Source organism: Mesorhizobium sp. M0815 (genome assembly GCF_040319995.1).
In the GTDB taxonomy this organism is placed as follows: Bacteria; Pseudomonadota; Alphaproteobacteria; order Rhizobiales; family Rhizobiaceae; genus Mesorhizobium.
Window position 1 is genome coordinate 182,169 of record NZ_JAMYOU010000007.1, and the last position, 24,183, is coordinate 206,351.

General features: G+C 63.2%; 17 protein-coding genes and 1 pseudogene. 11 read left to right on the plus strand and 7 right to left on the minus strand.

Features of this window, described 5'->3' with window-relative positions; genetic code table 11:
* Positions 1 to 66 precede the first annotated feature (66 nt).
* The 9 genes from NKI01_RS11295 (at position 67) to NKI01_RS11335 (ending at position 12,464) form a co-directional block, all read left to right on the plus strand.
* Entirely contained in the window at positions 67 to 3,546 is a 3,480-nt protein-coding gene (locus NKI01_RS11295) for an indolepyruvate ferredoxin oxidoreductase family protein (protein WP_352963178.1), read from the plus strand.
* 152 nt (positions 3,547 to 3,698) lie between these two features.
* Complete coding sequence (locus NKI01_RS11300) at positions 3,699 to 6,011, plus strand: putative bifunctional diguanylate cyclase/phosphodiesterase (protein ID WP_023718046.1); 2,313 nt, start codon at positions 3,699 to 3,701, stop codon at positions 6,009 to 6,011.
* A 244-nt stretch (positions 6,012 to 6,255) separates the two neighbouring features.
* On the plus strand, positions 6,256 to 6,939 hold the full coding sequence (locus NKI01_RS11305) for an N-acyl amino acid synthase FeeM domain-containing protein (RefSeq protein WP_245278538.1): 684 nt from the start codon (positions 6,256 to 6,258) through the stop codon (positions 6,937 to 6,939).
* 125 nt (positions 6,940 to 7,064) lie between these two features.
* Entirely contained in the window at positions 7,065 to 7,214 is a 150-nt protein-coding gene (locus NKI01_RS11310) for a DUF3096 domain-containing protein (protein ID WP_023718043.1), read from the plus strand.
* Between the two features lie 236 nt (positions 7,215 to 7,450).
* A complete protein-coding gene (locus NKI01_RS11315; protein WP_023718042.1) occupies positions 7,451 to 7,675 on the plus strand; it encodes an aa3-type cytochrome c oxidase subunit IV in 225 nt (74 codons plus the stop codon).
* 81 nt (positions 7,676 to 7,756) lie between these two features.
* Positions 7,757 to 9,031, plus strand: a complete 1,275-nt coding sequence (locus tag NKI01_RS11320) for a Re/Si-specific NAD(P)(+) transhydrogenase subunit alpha (RefSeq protein ID WP_352484384.1) — start codon at positions 7,757 to 7,759, stop codon at positions 9,029 to 9,031.
* Positions 9,031 to 9,453 (plus strand): NAD(P) transhydrogenase subunit alpha part 2, encoded by a 423-nt coding sequence (locus NKI01_RS11325; RefSeq protein ID WP_036244434.1) that lies wholly within the window; start codon positions 9,031 to 9,033, stop codon positions 9,451 to 9,453. The genes NKI01_RS11320 and NKI01_RS11325 overlap by 1 nt, the downstream gene beginning before the upstream one ends.
* 6 nt (positions 9,454 to 9,459) lie before the next feature.
* The gene (locus tag NKI01_RS11330; protein ID WP_352484385.1) at positions 9,460 to 10,857 is read left to right on the plus strand and encodes an NAD(P)(+) transhydrogenase (Re/Si-specific) subunit beta; all 1,398 of its coding nucleotides are present in this window, start codon (positions 9,460 to 9,462) and stop codon (positions 10,855 to 10,857) included.
* A gap of 140 nt (positions 10,858 to 10,997) precedes the next feature.
* Positions 10,998 to 12,464, plus strand: coding sequence for a hypothetical protein (locus NKI01_RS11335; protein WP_352484386.1), 1,467 nt, complete (start codon positions 10,998 to 11,000; stop codon positions 12,462 to 12,464).
* A gap of 103 nt (positions 12,465 to 12,567) precedes the next feature.
* On the opposite strand, the gene NKI01_RS11340 is transcribed toward NKI01_RS11335, so the two are convergent.
* The 4 genes and pseudogenes from NKI01_RS11340 to NKI01_RS11355 form a co-directional block, all read right to left on the minus strand.
* Entirely contained in the window at positions 12,568 to 13,485 is a 918-nt protein-coding gene (locus NKI01_RS11340; protein ID WP_023718037.1) for a hypothetical protein, read from the minus strand.
* A gap of 248 nt (positions 13,486 to 13,733) precedes the next feature.
* Entirely contained in the window at positions 13,734 to 16,205 is a 2,472-nt protein-coding gene (gene gyrB / locus NKI01_RS11345) for a DNA topoisomerase (ATP-hydrolyzing) subunit B (protein WP_352716434.1), read from the minus strand.
* 146 nt (positions 16,206 to 16,351) lie between these two features.
* Positions 16,352 to 19,018, minus strand: coding sequence for a caspase family protein (locus NKI01_RS11350; protein WP_352716432.1), 2,667 nt, complete (start codon positions 19,016 to 19,018; stop codon positions 16,352 to 16,354).
* A gap of 58 nt (positions 19,019 to 19,076) precedes the next feature.
* Positions 19,077 to 19,645: pseudogene (locus NKI01_RS11355) on the minus strand (NADPH-dependent FMN reductase).
* Positions 19,646 to 19,828: 183 nt separating this feature from the next.
* Here NKI01_RS11355 and NKI01_RS11360 point away from each other — a divergent pair.
* Complete coding sequence (locus tag NKI01_RS11360) at positions 19,829 to 21,202, plus strand: cytochrome P450 (protein ID WP_352963184.1); 1,374 nt, start codon at positions 19,829 to 19,831, stop codon at positions 21,200 to 21,202.
* Between the two features lie 27 nt (positions 21,203 to 21,229).
* On the opposite strand, the gene NKI01_RS11365 is transcribed toward NKI01_RS11360, so the two are convergent.
* A complete protein-coding gene (locus NKI01_RS11365) occupies positions 21,230 to 22,204 on the minus strand; it encodes a complex I NDUFA9 subunit family protein (protein WP_352484388.1) in 975 nt (324 codons plus the stop codon).
* Between the two features lie 244 nt (positions 22,205 to 22,448).
* Between NKI01_RS11365 and NKI01_RS11370 the strand changes: the two genes are divergently transcribed.
* Positions 22,449 to 22,721 carry a hypothetical protein gene (locus NKI01_RS11370; protein ID WP_292660454.1) on the plus strand — a complete coding sequence of 91 codons (273 nt, stop codon included), beginning with the start codon at positions 22,449 to 22,451 and terminating at the stop codon, positions 22,719 to 22,721.
* 57 nt (positions 22,722 to 22,778) lie between these two features.
* On the opposite strand, the gene NKI01_RS11375 is transcribed toward NKI01_RS11370, so the two are convergent.
* The gene (locus NKI01_RS11375; protein WP_352547920.1) at positions 22,779 to 23,780 is read right to left on the minus strand and encodes an Ldh family oxidoreductase; all 1,002 of its coding nucleotides are present in this window, start codon (positions 23,778 to 23,780) and stop codon (positions 22,779 to 22,781) included.
* Between the two features lie 33 nt (positions 23,781 to 23,813).
* Positions 23,814 to 24,183: ABC transporter permease subunit (locus tag NKI01_RS11380; protein WP_352484391.1), on the minus strand; the 370-nt coding region annotated here is incomplete at its 5' end.

Genomic DNA, 24,183 nt, shown 5'->3' on the forward strand with positions numbered 1-24,183 from the left:
ATAGGTACTTGACTCCGACGTTGGCCGCGCACCCTCCAGGTGCGGCTTCCGCACAGGAAATGCCTGATGACGCTGCACAATGTCGCGCTCGACGACAAGTTCGACCTGGCAAAGGAGCGCATCTTCCTGTCGGGTGCCCAAGCAGTCATCCGCATGCTTCTGATGCAACGCGAGCGCGACCGCCGGGCTGGCCTGAACACCGCCGGTTTCGTCTCCGGTTATCGCGGCTCGCCGCTCGGCGGCCTCGACATGCAGCTGTGGAAGGCCCGGGACCAGCTCGCGCAGTCGGACATCGTCTTCCAGCCCGGTCTCAACGAGGAGCTCGCCGCCACCGCCTGCTGGGGCTCGCAGCAGGCCGAATTGCTGGGCGAGGGCACTCGTGACGGCGTTTTTTCGGTCTGGTACGGCAAGGGTCCGGGCGTCGACCGCTCCGGCGACGTGTTCCGTCACGCCAATCTCGCCGGCTCGTCGAAACATGGCGGCGTGCTGGCCCTGATGGGTGACGACCACATGGCCGAATCCTCGACCAACGCGCATGCCACCGAGTTCCTGTTTGTCGACACCATGGTGCCGATCCTCAATCCGGCCGGTGTCCAGGAGATCATCGACTACGGCCTCTACGGCTTTGCCATGTCGCGTTATGCCGGCACCTGGGCGGCGATCAAATGCGTCAAGGACAACATCGAATCGACGGCCTCGGTCGATGCCGCGCTCGACCGGCTAGATATCGTCATCCCGGACTTCGACATGCCGCCCGGCGGCCTCAACATCCGTAACGAGATCGACATGCTCGGCCAGGAGGAGCGGTTGCATGAATACAAGCGCGCCGCTGCTTCGGCCTTCATCCACGCCAACGGGCTGAACCGGATCGTCTATTCAGGCGGCAGCAGCCCGAAGCTTGGCATCGTCACCATCGGCAAGAGTTATCTCGACGTTCGGCAGGCGCTCGAAGACATAGGCATCGACGAAGTGGCCGCCAATCGTATCGGTATCAGGCTGTTCAAGGTCGGCTGCCCGTGGCCGCTCGACCTGCAGCACATCGCCGACTTTGCTCGCGGCCTAGACACCATCGTTGTCGTCGAGGAGAAACGCTCGCTGATCGAGGTGCAACTGCGCGAGAACCTTTACGGCACCGCCACGCAGCCGGTCATCGTCGGCAAGAAAAACGAACGCGGCGACTGGCTGTTCCCGGCCAAGGGCGCGCTCGACCCCAACGACATTGCCATCGCACTCGGCGAGAGGATCTTGCTAACGATCGGCCCGTCGGAAGAAATTGCCGCACGGGTGGCGAAATTGCGCCAGTTCCAGGCGATGCTGGCCGACACGTCAGACATCGCCTCGCGCACGCCCTTCTTCTGCTCCGGCTGCCCACACAATTCCTCGACCAAGGTGCCGGACGGCTCGCTCGCCGCCGCCGGAATCGGGTGTCATTTCATGGCGCTGTGGATGGACCGCAACACCGTCGGCTTCACTGCCATGGGCGGCGAGGGCGCGCAGTGGGTCGGCCAGGCGCCGTTCTCGAAGCGCGAGCACATCTTCCAGAATCTGGGCGATGGGACCTACAACCACTCGGGTGTGCTGGCGATCCGCTTCGCGCTGTCGACCGACGCCAACATCACCTACAAAATCCTCTACAATGACGCCGTCGCGATGACCGGCGGGCAGCCGCACGAGGGCGGCCTGACGGTGGACATGATCGCCAGGCAGGTGCGCGCCGAGGGCGTCGAGCGCATCGCCATCGTCACCGACGAGCCGGACAAATATACCGGCAAGGTGGAATTTCCCGCCGGCGCCACCATCCACCACCGCGACGACCTCGATCTCGTCCAGCGCGAGTTGCGTTCGGTCAAGGGCGTCTCGGTGCTGCTCTACGACCAGACCTGCGCCGCCGAGAAGCGCCGCCGCCGCAAACGCGGCACCTTCCCCGATCCCGACAAGCGCATCTTCATCAACGAGCTGGTCTGCGAAGGTTGCGGCGATTGCGGCGTGCAGTCGAATTGCGTCTCGATCCAGCCGGTCGAGACCGAATTCGGCCGCAAGCGCAAGATCGACCAGTCGAGCTGCAACAAGGACTTCTCTTGCGTCAATGGTTTCTGCCCGTCCTTCGTCACCGTCCACGGCGCCAAAATCAGGAAAGCCGAAGGCATAGCCGGCGCGGCCGACCCGCTCGCGGGGGTGCCGGCGCCGGCGCAATTTACGCTCGGTGAACAAGGCTGGGCGGCAATCATCGACGGTGTCGGCGGCACCGGCGTCGTCACCATTGGCGCAGTGCTCGGCATGGCAGCCCACCTCGAAGGCAAGGGCTGCGGCATGATCGACATGGCCGGCCTCGCACAAAAGGGCGGCTCCGTGTTCACCCATGTCCGTATTGCCCGCACGCCGGACGACATCCACGCCATTCGCGTATCGGCCGGCAAGGCCGATCTCGTGCTTGGCTGCGATCTCGTCGTTTCGGGTGCAAAGAAGGTGCTGGCCGCGGTGCGCGAAGGCTATACCATCTTCCTCGCCAACACCGCCGAGATCATGCCGGGCGAGTTCGCCCGTTCGGCCGATTTCTCGCTGCCTATCGAGCGGCTGAAGAAAGCGATAAGAACTGCCGCGGGCGACGACAAGGCGCATTTCTTCGACGCCACCCGCACCGCCACCGCGCTGTTCGGCAGTTCGCTCGGCGCCAACATGTTTATGCTCGGCTTTGCCTTCCAGCATGGCGGCTTGCCGCTGTCGGACGAGGCGGTCGAGAAGGCAATCGAGCTCAACGGCGAGGCGGTGGCGATGAATATCGCGGCATTTCGCTGGGGTCGCCGCGCCGCCCACCAGCCGGATTTCGTGCGCGGCCTTCTCACCCAGCCGGGCAAGGCCACGCAGCCTGCCGCGATTGCCGAGACGCTGGCCGACATCATTGCCCGCCGCGTCGCCTTCCTGACCGCCTATCAGAACGCCGCCTATGGCAAGCGCTATGCCGACAGACTGGCAGCGCTGCGTAAGGCCGAAACCAAGGTCGTGCCCGGTTCGACCGTGGTGACCGAAGCTGCCGCAAAGAACCTGTTCAAGCTGATGGCTATCAAGGACGAATACGAGGTGGCGCGGCTCTATACCGACGGCTCCTTTGCCGCAGATCTCGCAAAGCAGTTCCAGAGTTACGACAGGCTCGAATTCCATCTCGCACCGCCGATCATGGGCAGGCGCGGCAGTGACGGCAAGCCGAAGAAATCGAGCTTTGGTCCGTGGATGATGAACGGGTTCCGCCTGCTGGCGGCGATGAAGGGCCTGCGCGGCACCGCTTTCGACCTGTTCGGCTACAGCGCCGAGAGGCGTATGGAGCGGCAGCTTCTTGCCATCTATGAAGCCGACCTGGAGCTTGTCGCCGGCGCGCTGGCACCGGGCAAGATCGAGGCCGCTGCCGCGCTTGTCTCGGTGCCGGCGCTCATCCGCGGCTATGGCCACGTCAAGCGGGCCAGTGCCGAAAAAGCCGCCGGCGAACGCCAGCGTCTGCTCGACCGCCTTTCGACGGCGCCACTGCGGCCGCAGCTTCAAGCCGCCGAATGATTCCGCACCGTGATACGCCTTGTTTACCTGAACGGTAGTTTCCCTGTTTCCGCAGCGTCAGCGGGGGATCCCGGCAGGTCTCAAACCGCCTCTCTAAACCTTTCTTAAGGCCAATGTGACACTGCTGGGTTCCCAAGGGTTGGGATCCAGGCGTGAATCTGAAAAGACAAAACGAGATTCCGGTCGACGTTTACATTCCGTTCGTGGAAACTCTGTTTCGCGACGGCGTTACGCTTTCGATCGGCATTGTCGCGCAGACCTTCCTGATCGGCCTTGTCTGGTGGAAAAGCGGCGACCCGCTTTATCTGCTTGTCGCGATCGCGATGGTTCTCGTCGGCATCTTCCGTATGAGAAACTTCCGCAAATACAACAGCTTGCCCCCGCCGGCGACCTGGGAAGAGGCGCACAAGCGCGAGAACGACTACATCCTCTATGGCTCCTTGCACGGGCTCACGCTTGGCGCCTTCTGCCTGCTTGGCATCTATTTTGCGCGCGACAATTTCGCTGAGATCGCCTCCGTCTGCCTGACGCTGGCCACGGCCACCTCCATTGCCGGGCGCAACTATGGCTCCCCGCGCATGGTCACCATCCTGACGCTTGCCTTGACGTGGCCGATCTCGTTGGGGTTCCTTTTACGTGGCGATATCTACCACATCCTTCTCGGGCTCCTGTCCGCCCCATTCCTGTTTGCTATTCGCAAATTCGCCGACACGGTCCGCGACGTGCTTTTTGCCGCCGTCTCGGAGGAAAAAAAGGCGAACCGCATCGCACAGCGTTTCAACCGCGCCCTCAACACCATGTCGCATGGTCTTGTCATGCTCGGTCCGGACGGCCGGGTAGCGGTGGCCAATGCCGAAGCCGCGCACCTGATGTCGCTCAAATCGCCGGATGCCTTGCTCGGACGGTCGATCCACGGTCTGCTGATGCGCGGCGTTGCCGGCGGCATGCTGGCGCCGAAGGATTGCCGCTACATCGAAGCCCAACTGACGCGCGCCCTGCGCGAGGGCCGCGACCGCAAGGTTCTGGTCTCGCTCGCCAACGGCCAGCACTATGAATTTTCTGCCCGGGAAGGCAGCCAGGAACTGGGCGTCATCACTTTCGAGGATGTGACCGCCCGCGTCGAGGCGGAGGACAAGATCCGCTTCATGGCGCGCTACGACAGTCTCACCGGTCTGCCCAATCGCGCCTATTTCCATGAGCTGGTCGTGGAGGCCATGGCCTCGGGCGATCCGGATCGTCTCTGCGGGCTGGTCGTGCTCGACCTCGACGATTTCAAGAGCGTAAATGATACGCTCGGCCATCCGGTCGGTGACGGTTTGATCTACGCCGTCGCTGAGCGGCTGGCCGCGATCGCCGGGCCAGGTATCACCGTCAGCCGCTTCGGCGGCGACGAGTTCATGATCTTCTTCGAACGCATCGAAGATGAAAGCCATCTGACCGGCCAGGTTGATGAGATCTTTGTCAATCTACAGGGCGAGGTCGATGTCGCCGGCCACGGATTGCGCATCCAGGCCAGCGGAGGTGCGGCGCTCTCGCGGGTCAGGGATACCGACGTCGATGCCATGATCGTCAAGGCCGACCTTGCACTCTACAAGGCAAAGGAGCTTGGCAAGAACGGCTGGCGGCTGTTCGAGGCCTCCATGGACGCTGCCTTCCGCAGCCGCCAGCTGATGAAGGCGGATCTGCGCAGTGCGGTGGAAAACAAGGAGCTGCGAGTCGTCTACCAGCCGATCGTCGCGATGAACACGATGCGGATCGCCAGTTGCGAGGCGCTGTGCCGCTGGGATCATCCCGACCTCGGGCCGATCTCCCCCGGTATCTTCATTCCTCTTGCGGAGGAAATGGGCATCATTTCCGACATCAGCACTTTCGTCCTGCATGCGGCCTGCACGGAATGCGCCAAATGGCCGGCCCAGACCAGCGTGTCGGTCAATCTCTCGGCCAAGGATTTCCGCAATCGTGATGTCATCCAGAAGGTTCGCGATGCGCTGGCCGGTTCCGGTCTGCCGGCCGACCGCCTCGAGATCGAGGTCACCGAGACGGCGCTGCTCGATGACAAGTCGCTGACACGCCAATATATCGAGGAATTGAAGCGGCTCGGCGTTCGCATCGCGCTCGACGATTTCGGTACCGGTTATTCGAGCCTCAGCTATCTCCACAAACTGCCGCTCGACAAGATCAAGATCGATCGCTCGTTCCTGATCGACGTTACCCAGAACAGCCGGTCGCTCGAATTGCTCAAGGGCATCGTCAACCTGTCACGGCCGCTGGGACTTTCGGTTACCGTCGAAGGTGTCGAGACCTTCGAACAGCTCAAGATCCTAGCATTGCAGGTCAAGCCGGACCTGGTCCAGGGCTTTCTGTTCGGGTCGGCACTCAGCGCGTCCGGCATCGAGACGATGTCAAGCACCGTCTGGCCATTCGCCAAAGACATCCAGACCGCAAGGAAGGCGCCGCGGCGCTGATTTGCGCTGAAAACCGCGTATTTTAGTATAATTTTATTAATTGTTAACCTTAACGAGCGGTAAACGAGCTCGTACTTATTTTCATCTTTACATCTCATGACCCGTCCGTAGTGTCGGCTGGTGGCGGTAATCGCGGGGAATAGAGTTCATGTGTGCCCAGTTGAGTTCGCTCGGCCATGCGGCGAGCGCGGGCGGTGAAAATTCGTCCGAAACTATGTCTAGTTTCGCCAGGAATGTTTCGGCGATGCTGGAGCGGACGGAATACCGCCGTTGCGACAAGGGCGAGGATCTCGAGGACATCTATCGCCTGCGCTACAAGTCGTACCGTTCCAACGATATGGTTCCCGATAACGAGAACCACACCATTCACGACGAACTCGACGAGGTGCCTAACGTCTTCCGGTTCGGTGTCTACATCGACCAGGAACTCGTCAGCACACTGCGTATTCATCACGTAACGCTGTCGACGCCAAGATCGCCTTCCACCAAAGCTTTCGGTGACATCGTCATGCCGATGCTCGAGGAGGGCATGAGCTTCGTCTGCCCCAGTCGGTTCGCCTCCGACCCGGAATGGTCGCGCGTCTATCCGCAAATACCCTATCTCACGCTGCGGCTCGCCGGCATGGCATGTTTTCACTTCAACGCGCCCTATTGCCTTTCGACCATCCGCGAGGATCACGCCGGCTTCTACAAGCGGATCTACTACGCCGAGAAGATCAGTGAGCCTCGTGCCTATCCTGGCGTCTATAACAAGGTCGTGCTCTACCGTGCTGATGTTGGCGCTATTCGCGAACGGTCGCTGTCGCGCTTTCCATTCTTCCGTTCGACGCCAATGGAGCAGCGTATGTTATTCAATGCGCCCGGTGCCGGCGAACTCGCTCCGCTGACCATCCTGCCAACCGCCAAGTATTTTCGCGAAGCCGCCTGAACGAGCCCATGGAGCCTTCCGGTAGCTTCGGCGTTCTGGATAACGGCAAGGGTGCTGGTGGTAGGTCGGCACGGCCGATATCCGCCACGTATCGCTTCGACAGCCATCCGATCAAAGGAACCGATATGACCATTTCCACGCTCGCCCTCACCCCGCTTATCTCACTGATTGCAGGCGTGCTGATCCTGGTGATGCCGCGGCTGCTCAATTATATCGTCGCCCTTTATCTGATCGTTGTCGGCCTGCTCGGGCTGTTCCCGCATCTCGCCAGCTAACGACATCGGCAATAGCGGACCTGCCATCCATTGTGATTGGTATCGCCGCGCTCCGACCCGCCTCGTTTCGGGGGTTGGGTCAGTCATAGCCGCTGCGCACGTTGCGCCACATCATTGACGCAGCGATTTCAAGTTTCGCTTGAGACTGTTGGCTGCGGCGATGCGGCAATAGCGCCATTGCCCTTAACGCGGCTTTTCGCTATGTGCCTGAAAGATGTCTTCGAAGGGGTATTCCTATGGCTGAACACACGCCGACCGGTCCTGTCGAACTGGGCGCGAAGATGGACTATGCCGAGCACGACCGCACCTATGCCGGCTTCCTGATGCTGGCCAAATACGGGTCGCTGTTTTGCGCCGCAGTGCTTCTGGCCATGGCGTTCGGCTTCTTTGTGGGCGGCTTCTTCTCGGGGACCATCCTGTTCGTTCTGATCCTGGCCGTCGGCGCCTTTATTCTCCGATAACTCCTCCAATTTTTGTCGAGGACGCCGCCGGGGGCCGGCCGGCGTCTTGCGGTAACGGGTTGCGGCCGAAAGGATCATGCGGTGGGACAGACGGTTTTCATCCCTCGTGAGCTCGACGCGAACGAACCGCGCGTCGCGGCCTCGCCCGACACGGTGAAGCGGCTGGCGGCGCTGGGTTTCGACGTGGTCGTCGAAGCTGGCGCCGGCGCGGCGTCGCGCATTCCCGACGAGGAGTTTGCCAAGGCCGGCGCCGCGATCGGCAAGGCCGGCGATGTTTCCAGGGCTGATGTCGTGCTGAAGGTGCGCCGGCCGAGCGATGCCGAGCTGAAAGTCTATCGGCCGGGCACTGCCGTGATCGCCATCATGGATCCCTATGGCAACGATGCCGGCGTCGCCGCGTTGGCCAGGGCCGGTGCTACTGCTTTTTCCATGGAGTTCATGCCGCGCATCACCCGCGCCCAGTCGATGGACGTTCTATCCAGCCAGGCGAACCTCGCCGGCTATCAGGCGGTGATCGACGCGGCTGCCGAATATGACCGGGCGTTGCCGATGATGATGACGGCGGCTGGCACGGTACCGGCGGCGAAGGCCTTCATCATGGGCGTCGGCGTCGCCGGTCTGCAGGCCATCGCCACCGCGCGCCGCCTCGGCGCCGTGGTCACCGCCACCGATGTGCGCCCGGCTGCCAAGGAGCAGGTTGCTTCGCTCGGCGCAAAGTTCCTGGCGGTCGAGGACGAGGAATTCAAGGCGGCCGAGACGGCCGGCGGCTACGCCAAGGAAATGTCCAGGGAGTATCAGGCCAAGCAGGCGGCGCTGACCGCCGAGCACATCGCCAAGCAGGACATCGTCATCACCACCGCGCTGATACCGGGCCGGCCGGCGCCGAAGCTGGTTTCTGCGGCAATGGTCGCCTCGATGAAACCCGGCTCGGTGATCGTCGACCTTGCGGTCGAGCGTGGCGGCAACGTCGAGGGCGCCGTTCCGGGGCAGGTGGTGACCACCGCCAACGGGGTAAAGATCGTCGGCCATCTCAACGTTCCCGGTCGCGTCGCCGCCTCCGCCTCGCTGCTCTATGCGAGAAACCTCTATGCCTTCCTCGAGACGCTGGTTGACAAGGCGACGAAGACGCTTGCCATCAACCGCGACGACGAGCTGGTCAAGGCAACCATGCTGACCGATGCTGGCAAGGTCGTGCATCCCGCCTTCGTCAGGGCTGAGCAGGAGCCGCCAAAGGGCCAACATGTCGAACCGCCGGCCATTCCGGCCAAGACGATGGTTGCCGAGGCTTCGGCAAAGCCGGCTGCGAAGAGGCCGGCCGCTTCGAGGAAGCCCAAGACCACCGGAGGGATCGCGTGATGGATCAGACCCTGCAGAAAGCCCTCGACCAGCTCGACCAGGCCACAGCTGCCGTCCGCCTTGCGGTCCAGAACCTGGCCACCGCGCCCGGCACCGAGGCCGCTGGTGACGCCGCGCACGCGCTGTCCGGCGGCGCGATCGATCCCTTCGTCTTCCGCTTCGCCATCTTCGTGCTGGCGATCTTCGTCGGCTACTACGTCGTCTGGTCGGTCACGCCGGCGCTGCACACGCCATTAATGGCGGTCACCAACGCCATTTCCTCCGTCATCGTCGTCGGCGCGTTGCTTGCCGTCGGCATCTCGGCCTCGGGCATCGCCACCGGCTTCGGCTTTGTTGCGCTGATGCTGGTATCGGTCAACATCTTCGGCGGCTTCCTCGTCACCCAGCGCATGCTGGCCATGTACAAGAAGAAGGAAAAGTAGGCCGCTATGAACGCCAACTTCGCCTCCTTCCTCTATCTGGTCTCCGGCATCCTGTTCATCCTGGCATTGCGCGGCCTGTCGCATCCGACCACCAGCCGCCAGGGCAACATGTACGGCATGATCGGCATGGGCATCGCCATTGTCACGACGCTGGCGCTGGCCACCCCTTCCGCCGGCCGCTTTGCGCTGATCGTGCTCGGCCTCGCCATCGGCGGCTCGGTCGGTGCGGTCACGGCACGGCGCATTGCCATGACCTCGATGCCGCAGCTGGTCGCCGCCTTCCACTCGCTGGTCGGTCTTGCCGCGGTCATGGTGGCGGCCGCCGCCATCTATGCGCCGGAAAGTTTCGGCATCGGCACCGTCGCCGATATCCATGCCCAGGCGCTGATCGAGATGAGCCTCGGCGTTGCCATCGGCGCCGTCACCTTCACCGGCTCGGTCATCGCCTTCTTGAAGCTCGACGGCCGCATGTCGGGCAAGCCGATCATGATCGGCGGCCGTCACTTCATCAACGCAGCCCTGGGCATAGCGCTCATTGTGCTGATCATGCTGCTCGTCACCACCGAGTCCAAGCTGGTGTTCTGGCTGATCGTTGCCGCCTCGCTCGTGCTCGGCGTCCTTCTCATCATCCCGATCGGCGGCGCCGACATGCCGGTGGTCGTATCGATGCTCAATTCCTATTCGGGCTGGGCAGCGGCGGCACTCGGTTTCACGCTCGGCAATCTGGCGCTGATCATCACCGGCGCGCTGGTCGGCTCATCGGGCGCCATCCTGTCCTACATCATGTGCAAAGGCATGAACCGAAGCTTCATCTCGGTCATCCTCGGCGGCTTCGGCGGCGAGACATCAGCCGCTGCCGACGACGGCATCGAGCGCACCGTCAAGCAGGGCTCTGCCGAGGATGCCGCCTATCTGATGATGAATGCGCAAAAGGTCATCATCGTGCCGGGTTACGGCATGGCCGTCGCCCAGGCGCAGCACGCGCTGCGCGAAATGGCCGACAAGCTCAAGGCCAACGGCGTCGACGTCAAATACGCCATCCATCCGGTGGCCGGCCGCATGCCCGGCCACATGAATGTGCTCTTGGCGGAAGCCAACGTGCCTTACGACGAAGTGTTCGAGCTGGAGGACATCAACTCTGAGTTCGCGCAGGCCGATGTCGCCTATGTCATCGGCGCCAACGACGTCACCAATCCGTCCGCCCGCGACGACAAATCGTCGCCGATCTATGGCATGCCGATCCTCGACGTCGACAAGGCGCGCACCTGCCTGTTCGTCAAGCGCTCGCTCGGGTCCGGCTATGCCGGCATCGACAACACGCTGTTCTACAAGGACGGCACCATGATGCTGCTCGGCGACGCCAAGAAGATGACCGAGGAGATCGTCAAGGCGATTGATCACTGAAACGGCGTCGTTGCCAACTCACTGCCGGTCGTCGAAATACAGCCCTGGCTCCGCGCCGGGCTTTTTCTTGGCTGTTACCGGTTCTGAAGCTACGATAGCGACCCGTCGTCTTGTCTAACGGCGTCATCGGTGGAGGTGCTGTGCCCGACCCTGGTTCTGCCGCGTCGCCGGCCGCCGATCTGACCGCAGCAGAGAAGGTGCCGCGCAAGCGCAGCCAGGCGGTGGTGGTCGTGCACGGTATGGGCGAACAGCGGCCCATGGACACGTTGAGGGGATTTGTCCAGGCCGTTTGGAGCCACGATCCGGCCCGTGCTCCGTTCTATGCCCATGTCGCTGATCCGGCCGACCCAATGGGTGCGAAGATCAACCAGAGCTGGATCACGCCCGACAGCCGGACCAATTCGCACGAGCTTCGCCGGATCACCACACCGTATGATGTCGATGGCCGCCGCACCGATTTCTACGAGCTTTACTGGGCCGACATCACCCAGGGCACGACCCGGAGCCGCCTTGCTGCCTGGGTGACGACCCTGCTCTGGCGCAAGCCCGCCGATATTCCGCGCGATGTGCGCAAACTCTATGTCGTCACGCTTTTGGCCACCATCGTCGTCCTTGGCGCGGCGCTGGCGCTCGCAACGTCGGCCTGGCAAGGCTATATCTCCTGGACGACCGGCGTGCTTGTCACCGTCCTGGCGTCGTTCGTTATCTGGTCGGTGGACCAGTTTGGCCTGCCCTATTTCGGCGATGCCGCCGCCTATGTGCGGGCCGAAGCGGCGACGGTCGAGAAGCGCGCGCTGGTCCGCGAGCGTGGCCTCAAGCTGCTGAAGCGCCTTATGGTGGACGACGCCTACGACCGCATCGTGCTGGTCTCGCACAGCCTGGGGTCGATCATAGCCTATGATCTGTTGCAGATATTATGGGCCGATTTCAGGCCTCGAAAGCTGGAAGCCATTCGCGACAGAGCGAGGCTGAAGGCGATCCACGCCGTCGATAAGGCGATGCTGGCCACCGATGCTTCCGCCTGGCCCGACCGCCTCGATGACCTCCCCACATTCCGGCGCGGCCAATGGGAACTCTACCGGCAGCTTCGCGACAGTGACGCCGATCATCCGCTGCCGTGGAAGATCAGCGATTTCGTCACGCTCGGCAGTCCGCTGACCCACAGCGAGTTTCTGGTGACCTACAATCTTGCCGAGTTCAGGCGCGGCATCGCCGAGCGGCTGTTCTCGGCATGCCCGCCGATCGCCGACAGGGCGGCGGGCGGGACTATGCTCTATCAGGAAGGCCGCAGCCATTCGGGCAAGCCACAGCGGGCGGTGCATCATGGCGCGATGTTTGCCGCGATGCGCTGGACCAACATTTTCGACAGAGGCAATGGCTGGTTGACCGGCGACCCGATCTCCGGGCCGATGACGGAGAACTTTGGTCCGGGCGTGGAAAACATCCAGGTCGAGCTGCGCGGCTCGCTCGGCCGCGTCTTCACACACACGCTCTACTGGTCGTTGACGGCGAGCGGCGTCGAGGCCAACGCACCGTCCGGCGTGCCGCGCTCGCACCTTGCCGTGCTGCGCGATGCGGTCGATCTCGGCCGCAAGCTGGGGGACTGAGCTGTCGGTGGCGAGCAACGCACGACAATGCTGCGCCGACAGCTCAAAGCAAGGTCCGCTTCGGGGTAATCTTCGAAGCGGACCGAGTTCGCTTAGGCGCCGATCAACGATTGGTCAGGAAAATCGCTTCCTCGTCGTCGCGCTGCCTGCCGCCAAGTGCTGCAGCCGCACTGGCAATGAAAGCCCCGACGACCAGCGACAGCGCGCCAATCAGTGAGAAGGTGGCGCCTGCCTTTCTGGCGGTGTCGGCCGCCTGCTGGGCCTTGACCTTGGCCTCCTGCGCTTTGGCGATTACCGCATCGACGCGAGCGGTGGCATCGGCTTCGGACAGGCCTGTGCGGGCGGCCACCAGCCGCGACAGATAGGTCTTGTCGTCGGCCGATATTTCGCCTGCTGCGGCACTCGCGATCAGAATGCGCGATGCCTGCGCCGTTGCCGCGGCGTCGCTCTCCGGATTGGCGGCAGCGAGCCTTGCCGGATCGGCCGGGCGGAACAGCGTATCGACGAAATACGATGTGGCGTTGTCAGTCGAGGCGCCACCAGCGTTTGCAGCAGCACCTGCCGAAGCGCCCATTGCCGCGCCGGATGCCACAGTCGAAGCGGCCTGGACACCGGTACCTATCGCGGCCGAAAGCGCCGTGCCGAGCACGCCGGCGACGAGCAGCGTCGCCAGCGCCCAGGCCAGGAAGCCGTGAGCGGTATCGCGGAAGAAGACTTCATCGGTGTGGATGCCGACCCATTTGGTGCGCAGGCGTCCGGCGAGGTAGCCGCCGAGGGCCGACGACAGCCACTGCACGACGATCAGCCAGACGGCGGTGGAAACGGCGAAAGTTGTGACTGACGCACCCGAGCCGGACCATGGCGACACCATGCTAAGTCCAAGCCCGGAGCCGAGCAGCATCAAGATGAAGGTAAGCGTCGACGCAGCAAAGGCGCCGGCGACGATTGGTCCCCAGCTGACGGCGGGGGATGAGGATTCCGTCGGTGCGGAAACCTCGGTAGTCGTTAGGGTGGACGGCATGGAAGCCTCCTACCTTGCAAAAAGCAGAATCAGAATAATGATCGGAATCGGGACTCCGAGAAGCCAGAGCAAAATGCCACGTCCCATGAATGCCTCCTGCGGCGATTGTGATCAACTACAATGCCTTGAAAGACTTTCCGTTCCGGGAGATCCTCGGTGATCTTTGTTGCGGTGCAGCAGTCGGCGTCGGTGCGCCAAGATGCACCAATGCACTTCATGCCTGCAGGCTGGGTATTCTGGATGGCGGCTCAGATGTCCAGATTGGCGACCGACAGCGCGTTTTCCTGGATGAATTCGCGCCTTGGCTCAACCTCGTCGCCCATCAGTCGCGAAAACAGTGAGTCCGCGTCAGTCGCGTCATTGACCTTGACCTGTAAGAGCGAGCGCACATTCGGGTCGAGCGTCGTTTCCCAGAGCTGCTCGGCGTTCATTTCGCCAAGGCCCTTGTAGCGCTGCATGGTCAGACCCTTGCGGCCGGTGGCAAACACGGCATTGAGCAGTGCCAGCGGCCCCGAAATTGTTTCGGAGACATCCTTGCGGCGCAGCACCGGCGGCTCGCCATAGATTTCTGCCAGGCGCGGCGCATAGCGGTCGAGCTGGCGTGCGTCGGCGGAATTGATCAGCGCCAGGTCGAGATGCGCGAACTCCTTGACGCTGCGCACCGTGCGCTCGAATACATAGCCGCCGACGCCCTCGTTGGAGGTCGACATGCGGCCTGTCCAGCCGCGCTCGGTGTCCTCGGCGATAATGTCGAGACGGCGGGCAACGCGCTCGGCCATCTCGTTGGCGCGACCGAGGTCGGTGAAGATTTCGGGGTTGAGCGCGCCGGCAATCGCTGCCTGCTCCACCACGCCTCTGTTATAGCGCGTATGCAATCCGTTGATGAGTTGGCGGACAGCCAGGGCATCGTCGATGGCGCTGCGCAGATCCTGTCCGGCCCGCACCTCGCCCGTGCTGAGCGCAAGCGACGCTTCTTCCAGCCCCGAGCCGATCAGGAATTCCTCGAAGGCGGCTTCATCCTTGATATATTGCGAGCTCTTCCCTCGTGTCACCTTATAGAGCGGCGGCTGCGCGATATAGAGATGACCGCGTTCGATCAGTTCCGGCATCTGGCGGAAGAAGAAGGTCAGCAGCAAGGTGCGGATATGGGCGCCATCGACATCGGCGTCGGTCATCAGGATAATCTTGTGGTAGCGCAGCTTGTCGGCATTGAACTCGTCCTTGCCGATCGAGGTGCCGAGCGCAGTGATCAGCGTGCCGATCATGTCGGAGCCGAGCATGCGGTCGAAGCGGGCGCGCTCGACATTGAGGATCTTGCCGCGCAGCGGAAGAATGGCCTGGTTCTGGCGCGAACGGCCGCCCTTGGCCGAGCCGCCGGCGCTGTCGCCCTCGACGATGAAGATCTCGGATTTCGCCGGATCGCGCTCCTGGCAATCGGCCAGCTTGCCGGGCAGCGAGGTGACGCCGAGCGAGCTCTTGCGGGTGATGTCGCGTGCCTTGCGCGCGGCTTCACGCGCGGCAGCGGCCTGGATGACCTTCTCGATGACCGCCTTGCCCTCGGTCGGGTGCTCCTCGAGCCAGGTGCCGAGCGCCTCGTTGACGAGGCCTTCGACCACCGGGCGAACCTCGGACGACACCAGCTTGTCCTTGGTCTGCGAGGAGAATTTCGGGTCGGGAACCTTGACCGACAGCACCGCGGTCAGCCCTTCGCGGCAATCGTCGCCAATCAGCGACACTTTTTCCTTCTTGGTCAGGCCCGAGGAGTCGCCATAGCCGGTTATCTGACGTGTCAGCGCACCCCGGAAACCGGCGAGATGCGTGCCGCCGTCACGTTGCGGGATGTTGTTGGTGAAGGCCAGCACGTTCTCGTGGTAGCTGTCGTTCCACCACATGGCGACTTCGACGGTGATGCCGTCGCGCTCGGCGCGGATCGAAATCGGCTTGTCGAGCAACGGCTTCTTCGTTCGGTCGAGATATCGGACGAACTCTTCCAGCCCGCCATCATAGTGCAGTTCATGGCGCACGATGTCGGCATGGCGGGCATCGGTCAAAACGATGCGCACGCCGGAGTTCAGGAAGGCGAGCTCGCGCAGCCGGTGCTCCAGCGTACCATAGTCGAACTCGACCATGGTGAAGGTCTCGGACGACGGCAAGAACGTGATTTCGCTGCCGCTGCGCCCTTCATAGGTGCCGGGGACCTTGTCTTGTTCATAACTGCCGGTGATGCGCAGCGGCGCGTCGGCATCGCCATGCGTGAAGCTCATCTCGTAGATCTGGCCGTTGCGGCGGATCTTCAGTTTCAGCCAGGCCGACAGTGCGTTGACGACCGACACGCCGACGCCGTGCAGGCCGCCCGACACCTTGTAGGAGTTCTGGTCGAACTTGCCGCCGGCATGCAGCTGCGTCATGATCACTTCGGCCGCCGAAATGCCTTCGCCGGTGTGGATATCGGTCGGAATGCCGCGGCCATTGTCGATGACCGTCACCGAGCCGTCCGGATTGAGCGTCACCGTCACCAGGTCGGCATGGCCCGCCAGTGCTTCGTCGATGGCGTTGTCGACCACCTCATAAACCATGTGGTGCAGGCCCGAGCCGTCGTCGGTGTCGCCGATATACATGCCCGGCCGCTTGCGAACGGCGTCCAAGCCCTTCAAAACCTTGATGGAATCGGCGCCGTATTCGGCTTCAACGCCGTTGGCGATGTCGGTCTGGTCGCTCATGAAAACCTGTCTGATTGGTGCCGTGTGCAGAGCGCGAAAAATCGGCGTCGAATCGCGCATTCCTAGTATCGTAGATATAGGCGCAAAAGGCGGTTTTTCCAAGGTTTGCAGGCATTTCCGAACGGAATGACCGTCGCGTGAACCCGCTACCGGCGCCTGGCTTCGATCCTGGCCAGCCGCTCACGCAAAAACTTGATCATGAACTTGTATCGCGGCGCCAGCCGACCGGTCCGGTCGAGCTCCAGCGTCATGTCGAGTGCCTTGGAAAGGACGGCTTTCGGGTCCTTTGCGACTTGGGCGTAGTCGATATAGGCAACCACCAGGTCGCGCTGCCAGGTGGCGTTGTCCGGATCTGACTGGGCAAGTTTCTCGCGAATGGCAAGGCTGTCCTGAAGGGCTTGCCGGGCTCCCCTGACGTCGCGCTGCCTGAGGCGGAGCGTGGCGACTTCGGACAGCGTTATCGACAAGTCCCGCTGCCAGTCGGAATTGGCGGAATCGAGCTTCGCCAGCCTCTCCGCAATCGCGTAGCTGTCCAGATAGGCTTTCAGTGCGCCTTTGTGGTCGCCCTGTATCGCCAGGACGCCGGCGACCTTCTCGAGGCACACGGACAGGTCGCGCTGCCAATCGGTGTTGTTCGGGTCGCCGGCGGCGAGCGCGCTGGCTTGCGAGAGTGCCTGACGATAAGCCGAAAGTGCCGCCGGCCAATTCTGCTGGTCGCTCAGCGCGTTGCCGACCTTGGCGTTGCCGACGGACAGGTCGCGTTTCAGCTCGGTGTCGTCCGGATCGCGTTTCGCCAGTTGCTTGACGATCGCCAGGCCTTCCTTGTAGGCCGTCAGCGCCCCAGCGGCGTCGCCGCGTTCGCGCAGCAGGTCGCCTATCGTATCGTGGCTGACCGAGACGTCACGCTGCCGATCGGCGTCTCCCGGTCTGTCCGCCGCCAGCGCCAGCCGCACCTTCAGGCTCTCTTGATAGGCCGCCTGTGCGTTGTCCAGTTGACCTGCGACATGGGCAAGGTGGCCGATCTCATCATAGGTGATGGTCAGGTCGCGCTGCAGTTCGGCACGGTCGGGCTCTCCGGCAGCGAGCTGTTTCTTGATCGACAGGCTTTCCTGATAGACCTGTGCGGCGCCGGCCAGATCACCTTGCGTCGCCAGCACGTTACCGATCTTGTCGTCGGTCATGGCGAGATCGCCGAACCACTCCAGATTGTCCGGCTCTGCCTCGGTCAGGTCCTGCAGAATGGTCTTGGCCGTTTCATAGTTTTGCAGCGCTGCCGGCAGATTGCCTTGCGCCATCCGCACGTTGCCGAGCTTGACGTGGCTGACGGCGAAGTCGCGCTTCACGTTGGGATCGGTTTCGTGGCGCGACCGCCGCTCGAGATCGGCTTGCAGCGCCTCGAAGGCGCGGCCAGCAGCATCGATGTTGCCGACCGTGGTATAGAGCTTGCCGAGCTCGTCCAGCGTGCGGATCAAGCGGTCGGCGTCGTCGAGCGACAGCACCACCTGTCCGGCTTCGCCATAAAGCGTGAGCACGGATTCATAATCCTTGATGGCTGTGGCGTAGTCGAGGTCGGCGCGCGCTGCCCCGCCGGACAAATAGCGCGTCGCGGCTTCGGAAAGCGTGCGACTGACGAAATTGGCCTTCAGCGCGTTGCGCGAGATATTGTCGATCTCGGCTGCTTCGGCAAGCTTTTTCCGCGCGGCATCGAACGCTCCCAGCGAAAGCTGCTCTTCCGCCTGCCGGCGCAACGCTGCCACTCTGAGATCGTCGGAGGAAAGCGTCTGCATTTCGCTCCGCACCTTGACGAAGGCGTCGGCTGCCTCACGCAGCCTGGCGTTCAGACTGTCCGCGGAGAGGCGGCCGGCATCGGAACTGATCAACGCGCCATAGAGCGGTGCCAGCGGCATGTCGGCGTCGCTGGCGATCTTTTCCACCTCGCCACGCATCGCGGGCGTCACCTCGGCCATGGCCAGCAACAAGCGTTCGCGCTCCGGCAGTTTCTCCTTGGCTGTCGTGGCAAAGAACAACTGCGGCAGGCCGCTCTCGACATAGGGCAATTGCCTGCCGCGCGAGAGATCGTAGACCTCCTGCTGCACGAGCGTCAGCACGGAGCGGATCTCAAGACCCTCGGTGCCGAGGTATTTCGTCAGCGCCGCGGTGAACGGCGAATTCTGGCCGGTCCCATCCGACGCGGTCTCGCCGGGCGCCGCCGAGAAGGCAAACAGGATGTTTTCTGCCCGCCCGATGCGGCCAAGACCCGGCCGGACCTTGTCGCTGACCTCTTTTACCAGCGCCGTTGCGCCGCGGCCTTCGCCGCCCGTGGCAGCAAACGGATCGCTGCGGCAGGCATCGAGCACGATCAGTCCGACCTTGCTGGTGGCGGCGACGGCCGCGCGGATCTCCTCCAGCGGCAGGCTGGTCCCTTCCAGCGTAGCGAGCGACGACGCGTCTGCATCCACCGGCAGGAGCCGATTCTCGCCGGCGATCTCGACGCCGTGGCCGGAGAAGAACACCAGTGCCACGTCGGCGCCTTTAGCATCCTCGCGGAAATCGTCGAGCGCCCGGCGCATGCGCCGCAGGTCGCGGTTGGTTTCGAGGAAGACCTCGAAACCGAGCTTCCTCAGCACCGTTTCCATGACCTCGCCGTCATTGACGGGATTGGCGAGCGGCCGGATCAGCCGGTAGTCGTTCTCGGCGATGACCAGCGCAACGCGCCGCTCCGCCATGGCACCGGAGGCCGTCGAGAGGATCAGCAGCACAGCAAACAGAAGACGCAAATCGAACCGCCCCGGCCCGGTCATTTCCCGGAGCATTCCATCTCTTTATGGCATGAGCAAGTTATGGCATCGGCAAGCCCGGCCGTTCGCGTTGTTAGCTGGCGCGCATCGGCCTCAGCGCTTCGCTCCAGCGGGACAGCTCGTCCAGCATGGTCTTGGCTCCGCCGAGCACCTGCTCGCTGGGCAGGAAGGCGCCGGTCTCGTCGAGCAGCTTCTGGTACATCGGGAGCGCCACGCCTTCCGGAATCGGCATGACGCCGACCGCGGTCAGCAACGGTTTGACCGCCTGCGCCGCTCGTAAGCCACCGGAGACACCGCCGTAGCTGAGGATGGCGGCCGGCTTGTATCGCCATTCCCTGAGCAGGTAGTCGACCGCGTTGACGATCGCGGGGGCTGCGAAATAATTGTATTCCGGCGCTACGAAGACGAACGCGTCGGCGGCGTCGATTGCTTTCGACCAGGCTTTCGTGTGGCTGTTTTCGTATCTGCCGAGTCTAGGATGATGCGGCTCGTCCAGCACCGACAGGTTGAAGGCGGCGATATCGGTGAGCAATGGCTCGAATTTGCCGTGTTCGCGCGCAAAACTTTCCAACCACCTTGCGAAAACGGGTCCGGCGCGGCCCGGCCGGTGCTGCCGATGATGACGTTCAACTGGTGCTTCAAGGCAGGCTCCCGCCGGTTAGTGGCATCTGTGGTGCTGCCACCTAAGACACACAGCCGGACACAGCAAGCAGGCACTTTCCGGTGCCCCGGTCACATTCCAGAGAGCGGATGCTCGCCTTGTCGTCCGGCCACATGGACGCTTGCCTTGCCAGCCACTACATTGAGGGGTCAGCGGAGCAAGCCATGGACAGTCAGCCCGTCCCCTTCGTCCCGCCGGCGCCGAAGCCGCGCACCGCGCCGCCTTCGACGCTGGAGATGATCCGCATCGTCTATCGCAATCCGCTCGAACTGTGGGGCGAGGCGACCTACAACGAGCCCTGGATTTCGGTGAACGGCGTCGGTGGGCCGCTGGTCATCGCCAACGATCCCGGCCTCATCCGCCATGTGCTGGTCGACAACGCCAAGAACTACAAGATGGCGACGGTGCGCCAGAAGATCCTGCGGCCGATCCTGCGCGACGGGCTGCTGACCGCCGAAGGCGAGGTGTGGCGGCGTTCGCGCAAGGCGATGGCGCCGGTATTCACGCCGCGTCACATTTTCGGCTTCGCCGAGCCGATGCTGAAACGCACGCTCGAATTCGTCACCCGTTACGAGCTAGGTGGCACGTCGGATATCGCCCACGACATGACGCTGCTCACCTTCGACATCCTGGCTGAGACGCTGTTTTCGGGCGAGATATCGGGCGAGCCGGGCAGCTTCGCCAAGGAGATCGACCGCCTGTTCGAGACGATGGGCCGGGTCGATCCGCTCGACCTTTTGCGTGCGCCCGATTGGCTGCCGCGCCTGACGCGCATCCGCGGCCGCAAGACCATGGCCTACTTCCGCAAGATCGTAACCGACACGGTGCAGATGCGCGAGGCGCGGCTGAGGCGCGCTCCGGACACGGTGCCGCAGGATTTTCTCACGCTGCTGCTGAAGGCGGAGGGACCGGGCGGGCTGACCCGGGCCGAGGTCGAGGACAACATCATCACCTTCATCGGCGCCGGCCATGAGACTACAGCCAGGGCGCTCGGCTGGACGCTCTACTGCCTTGCCGAAGCGCCGTGGGAGCGCGAAAAGATCGAGCACGAGATCGATGCTGTGCTGGCGCGTGAGCCCGACCCGACGAAATGGCTCGACGCCATGCCGCTGACCCGTGCCGCCTTCGACGAGGCGCTCAGGCTCTATCCGCCGGCGCCGTCGATCAACCGCGAACCGATCGAACCCGAAACCTGGAACGGCCTCTATATACCGCGCCGCGCCGCGGTGCTGGTGATGCCGTGGGTCGTCCATCGCCACAGGAAATTATGGGACCGACCGGACGCTTTCATGCCGGAGCGCTTTCATCCGGGGAATCGCGAAAAGATCGACCGTTTCCAGTATTTGCCGTTCGGCGCCGGCCCCCGCGTCTGCATCGGTGCCAGCTTCGCCATGCAGGAGGCGATCATTGCGTTGGCGATCATGCTGTCGCGCTACCGCTTCGACACCACCGCGGAGACCCGCCCCTGGCCGGTGCAGAAGCTGACGACGCAACCGCAAGGCGGGCTGCCGATGCAAGTCACCCGGCGCGCCTCGTAAGCGGCTGAACGTCCATTCGCGCCGGTACTATGCGGCGGACTTGCGTTGGAACTGGCCCGCGGCGCGGTAGCGCCAGAGATAGCTGGGCAGGATGGTTCCGATCGACCGTGGCTGGATTCCGAGGCCGGCGAGCGTCCTGTTGTCCTTGACGGCGGCATCCGACACGACATTGTGCTGGCGCAACAGCAGAACCTGGTCCTTGGTCAACAACGGATTGGGCAGCAGCCCGAGAATTGATGCCTGGAGGTTCGCCAGCCACCACGGCATAGGCAGCAAAAACCGCTTGCGTTCGATGATAACAAGCAATTCTTGCATGCATTCCTTGAAAGTGAGCACCTGCGGCCCGCCGAGCTCATAGATATGGCCGCCCTGGACCTTGCCGTCGACCGAGTGCGCCACCGCTTCGGCGACGTCGCCGACATAGACCGGCTGGAATTTCGTCTGACCGCCGCCGATCAGCGGCAGGACTGGGGAAAAGCGGGCCATGTTGGCAAAGCGGTTGAAGAAACCGTCCTCCGGCCCGAAATTGATCGATGGCCGCAGGATCACAGCGTCCTGGACCGTCTCAAGAACGGCCTTTTCGCCAAGCGCCTTGGTGCGCGCATAGTCCGATTGCGCGTGGAGATCCGCACCCAGAGCCGAGATATGGGTGACGCCGGCGCCGACGGCGCGCGCCGCTTCGGCGATGGCACGCGCGCCGAACTCGTGGACGGCAGTAAATTTCTGCCGGCCGGCCTCATACGGGATTGCCACCAGATTGACGACGTGGTCGGCGCCTTGCACGGCGCGGTCGACCGACCAGCGCACCCGGACATTGGCCTGCACCGGCTGGATCTGCCCGACATTGCCGAGCGGCTGCAGGTGGCCGGCGAGATCGGGCCGGCGGCAGGCGACCCGGATGCGGTAGCCGCGCTTGGCCAGCGCCCGCACGACATGACGACCGACAAAGCCGGAGCCGCCGAAGACGACGACGAGCTTTGGGGTCTGCAGGATTTCGGTCATGGCTGGCTCCGGCGGGCTATCCAGATGGGCTTGATTGAAGCCGTTTCATAGTCGGTTTCGCGCCAAAGGCAAAGGGCGACCATCGGTCGCCCGGCATTGTTGAAGCATGATTTCTGATATCCGTTCGAAATGGCAGTAAACGCCGCCGCCGCCCGGCTTTACGGCAACTCCATTCGAAACAGGAACCTTTGTTCGGCCGGCGATTTTAGATGTATGGTTTGATTCCGAATGGAGGATATTGCCGATGACGACAAAACGCGTTGCGCTCTTCGCTCTGGCTTTCGCAACAGGCTGCAGCATTGGTGCCTCGGCATTCGCGGCAAACCGGCATCACCACCAAGCTCAACCCGAACGCTACGTTCCGGCCAACGGAGACATCATCGACATTCTGTTCGGCGGCCCGCGCTACTATGACAACCACCTGTTCACGACGGCCGCCGAACCCTGCTCCTACAACAGGGTAGGACCGGACGCGAATGCGGCGAACGTCATCAACGATCATTATTGCGGGAAGTAGGCTCGCGCTGCCGGATCGGCCGGCCTCCTCAGCCGCTCATCGGACAAACGAATTTCTTCAGGACGAATAGCGCGCGGCGAATTCGGAAATGCGTTGCACCACGGCTTTCGGCGCGCTTATGCCGCGCGCCGCCGCCTTCTCCGCGGCCTCGGCCCGGGCACGCCCCGGCACATGCACGCCATAGCGCCGCCGCAACCGGTCGAGCTGGTCCTTCATCCGTTTCTCGAAGTCCGGATCGAGCAGCTTGGGCTCGACGGCGAGCACGAACAGGCCGGTTCCCGGACTGTCCGGCCCGCCGCTGAACCATGGCGCATCGAGGGACCAGTTGGCGCCCGACAGGCCCGCAGCCAGTACCTCGACCATCAGCGCGATGTTGGCGCCGCGCTGGCCGCCGAAGGCAAGCATGGCGCCTTTCATGGCGGCTGCCGGGTCCGTGGTTGGATTGCCGCTGGCGTCCAGAGCCCAGCCTTCGGGGATCTTCTTGCCATCCTCGGCGGCCTTGCGGATGTTGACGAAGGCGGTGGCGCTCGACGACTGGTCGATGACCAGCGGCGCCCCGTCCGCGGCGGGTGCGGCAAAGGACATCGGGTTGGTGCAGTAGACCGGCTTGACCGAGCCCGAGCCGGCAAGCACGGCCGGGCCGTTGGTCGCGGCGAACGACACCAATCCCTGCGCGGCCAGCCGTCCGGTGAAATAGCCGAGCGCGCCGCACGTATAGGCATTCTTCTGCGAAAAGATGGCAACGCCGAACAGCCGCGCCGCCTTGGCGAGGTCATCGATCGTGCGGTCGAAACCGGTATGCGCCAGTCCGCCGCGGGCATCGGAGAGATAAACCGCGAGCGCTGGCCTGGTGATGACAGGATCGGCATTGCCGTCGATACGGCCGGCTTCCAGCGCTTCGAGATAATCAATGAAATGCGACAGCCCGACGGTCGACAGTCCTTCAGCCTCGGCCGCGACGATCGAGGCAGCCAGCGACTGCGCCGCCTCTTCGTTGGCGCCGGCGCCAAGTGCGGCCATCCGGCACAGCCCTGTCGCCTGGTCGAGACTGAGTTGCATGGTAGCTGCCCTGAATTCGCGACTTTAACAGCTTTAGCCTAGCTTGCTCGGGATCCGCGCCTCGAGCCGGTGGAAGCCGAACACCAGGATACCGGTGATGGACATATAGACCAACGCCAGAAGCAGCAAGGGTTCGTAGGTGACGAAGAGATCCTGGCGCACCCGCGAGGCTACGGCATAGATGTCGACCATGGTTATCGTTGCCACCAGCGGTGTTGCTTTCAGCTGGAGAACGGTTTCACCCGCCAGCGTCGGCAGCGCCCGGCTGATCGCCTGCGGGAGCCATATTCGCCTGAAGATTTTCCAACGGCTCATGCCGAAAGCGCGGGCCGCCTCGAGTTGGCCATGCGGTACACCGGCGAAGGCGCCACGCATCACTTCACCTTCATAGCCGGCATACGAG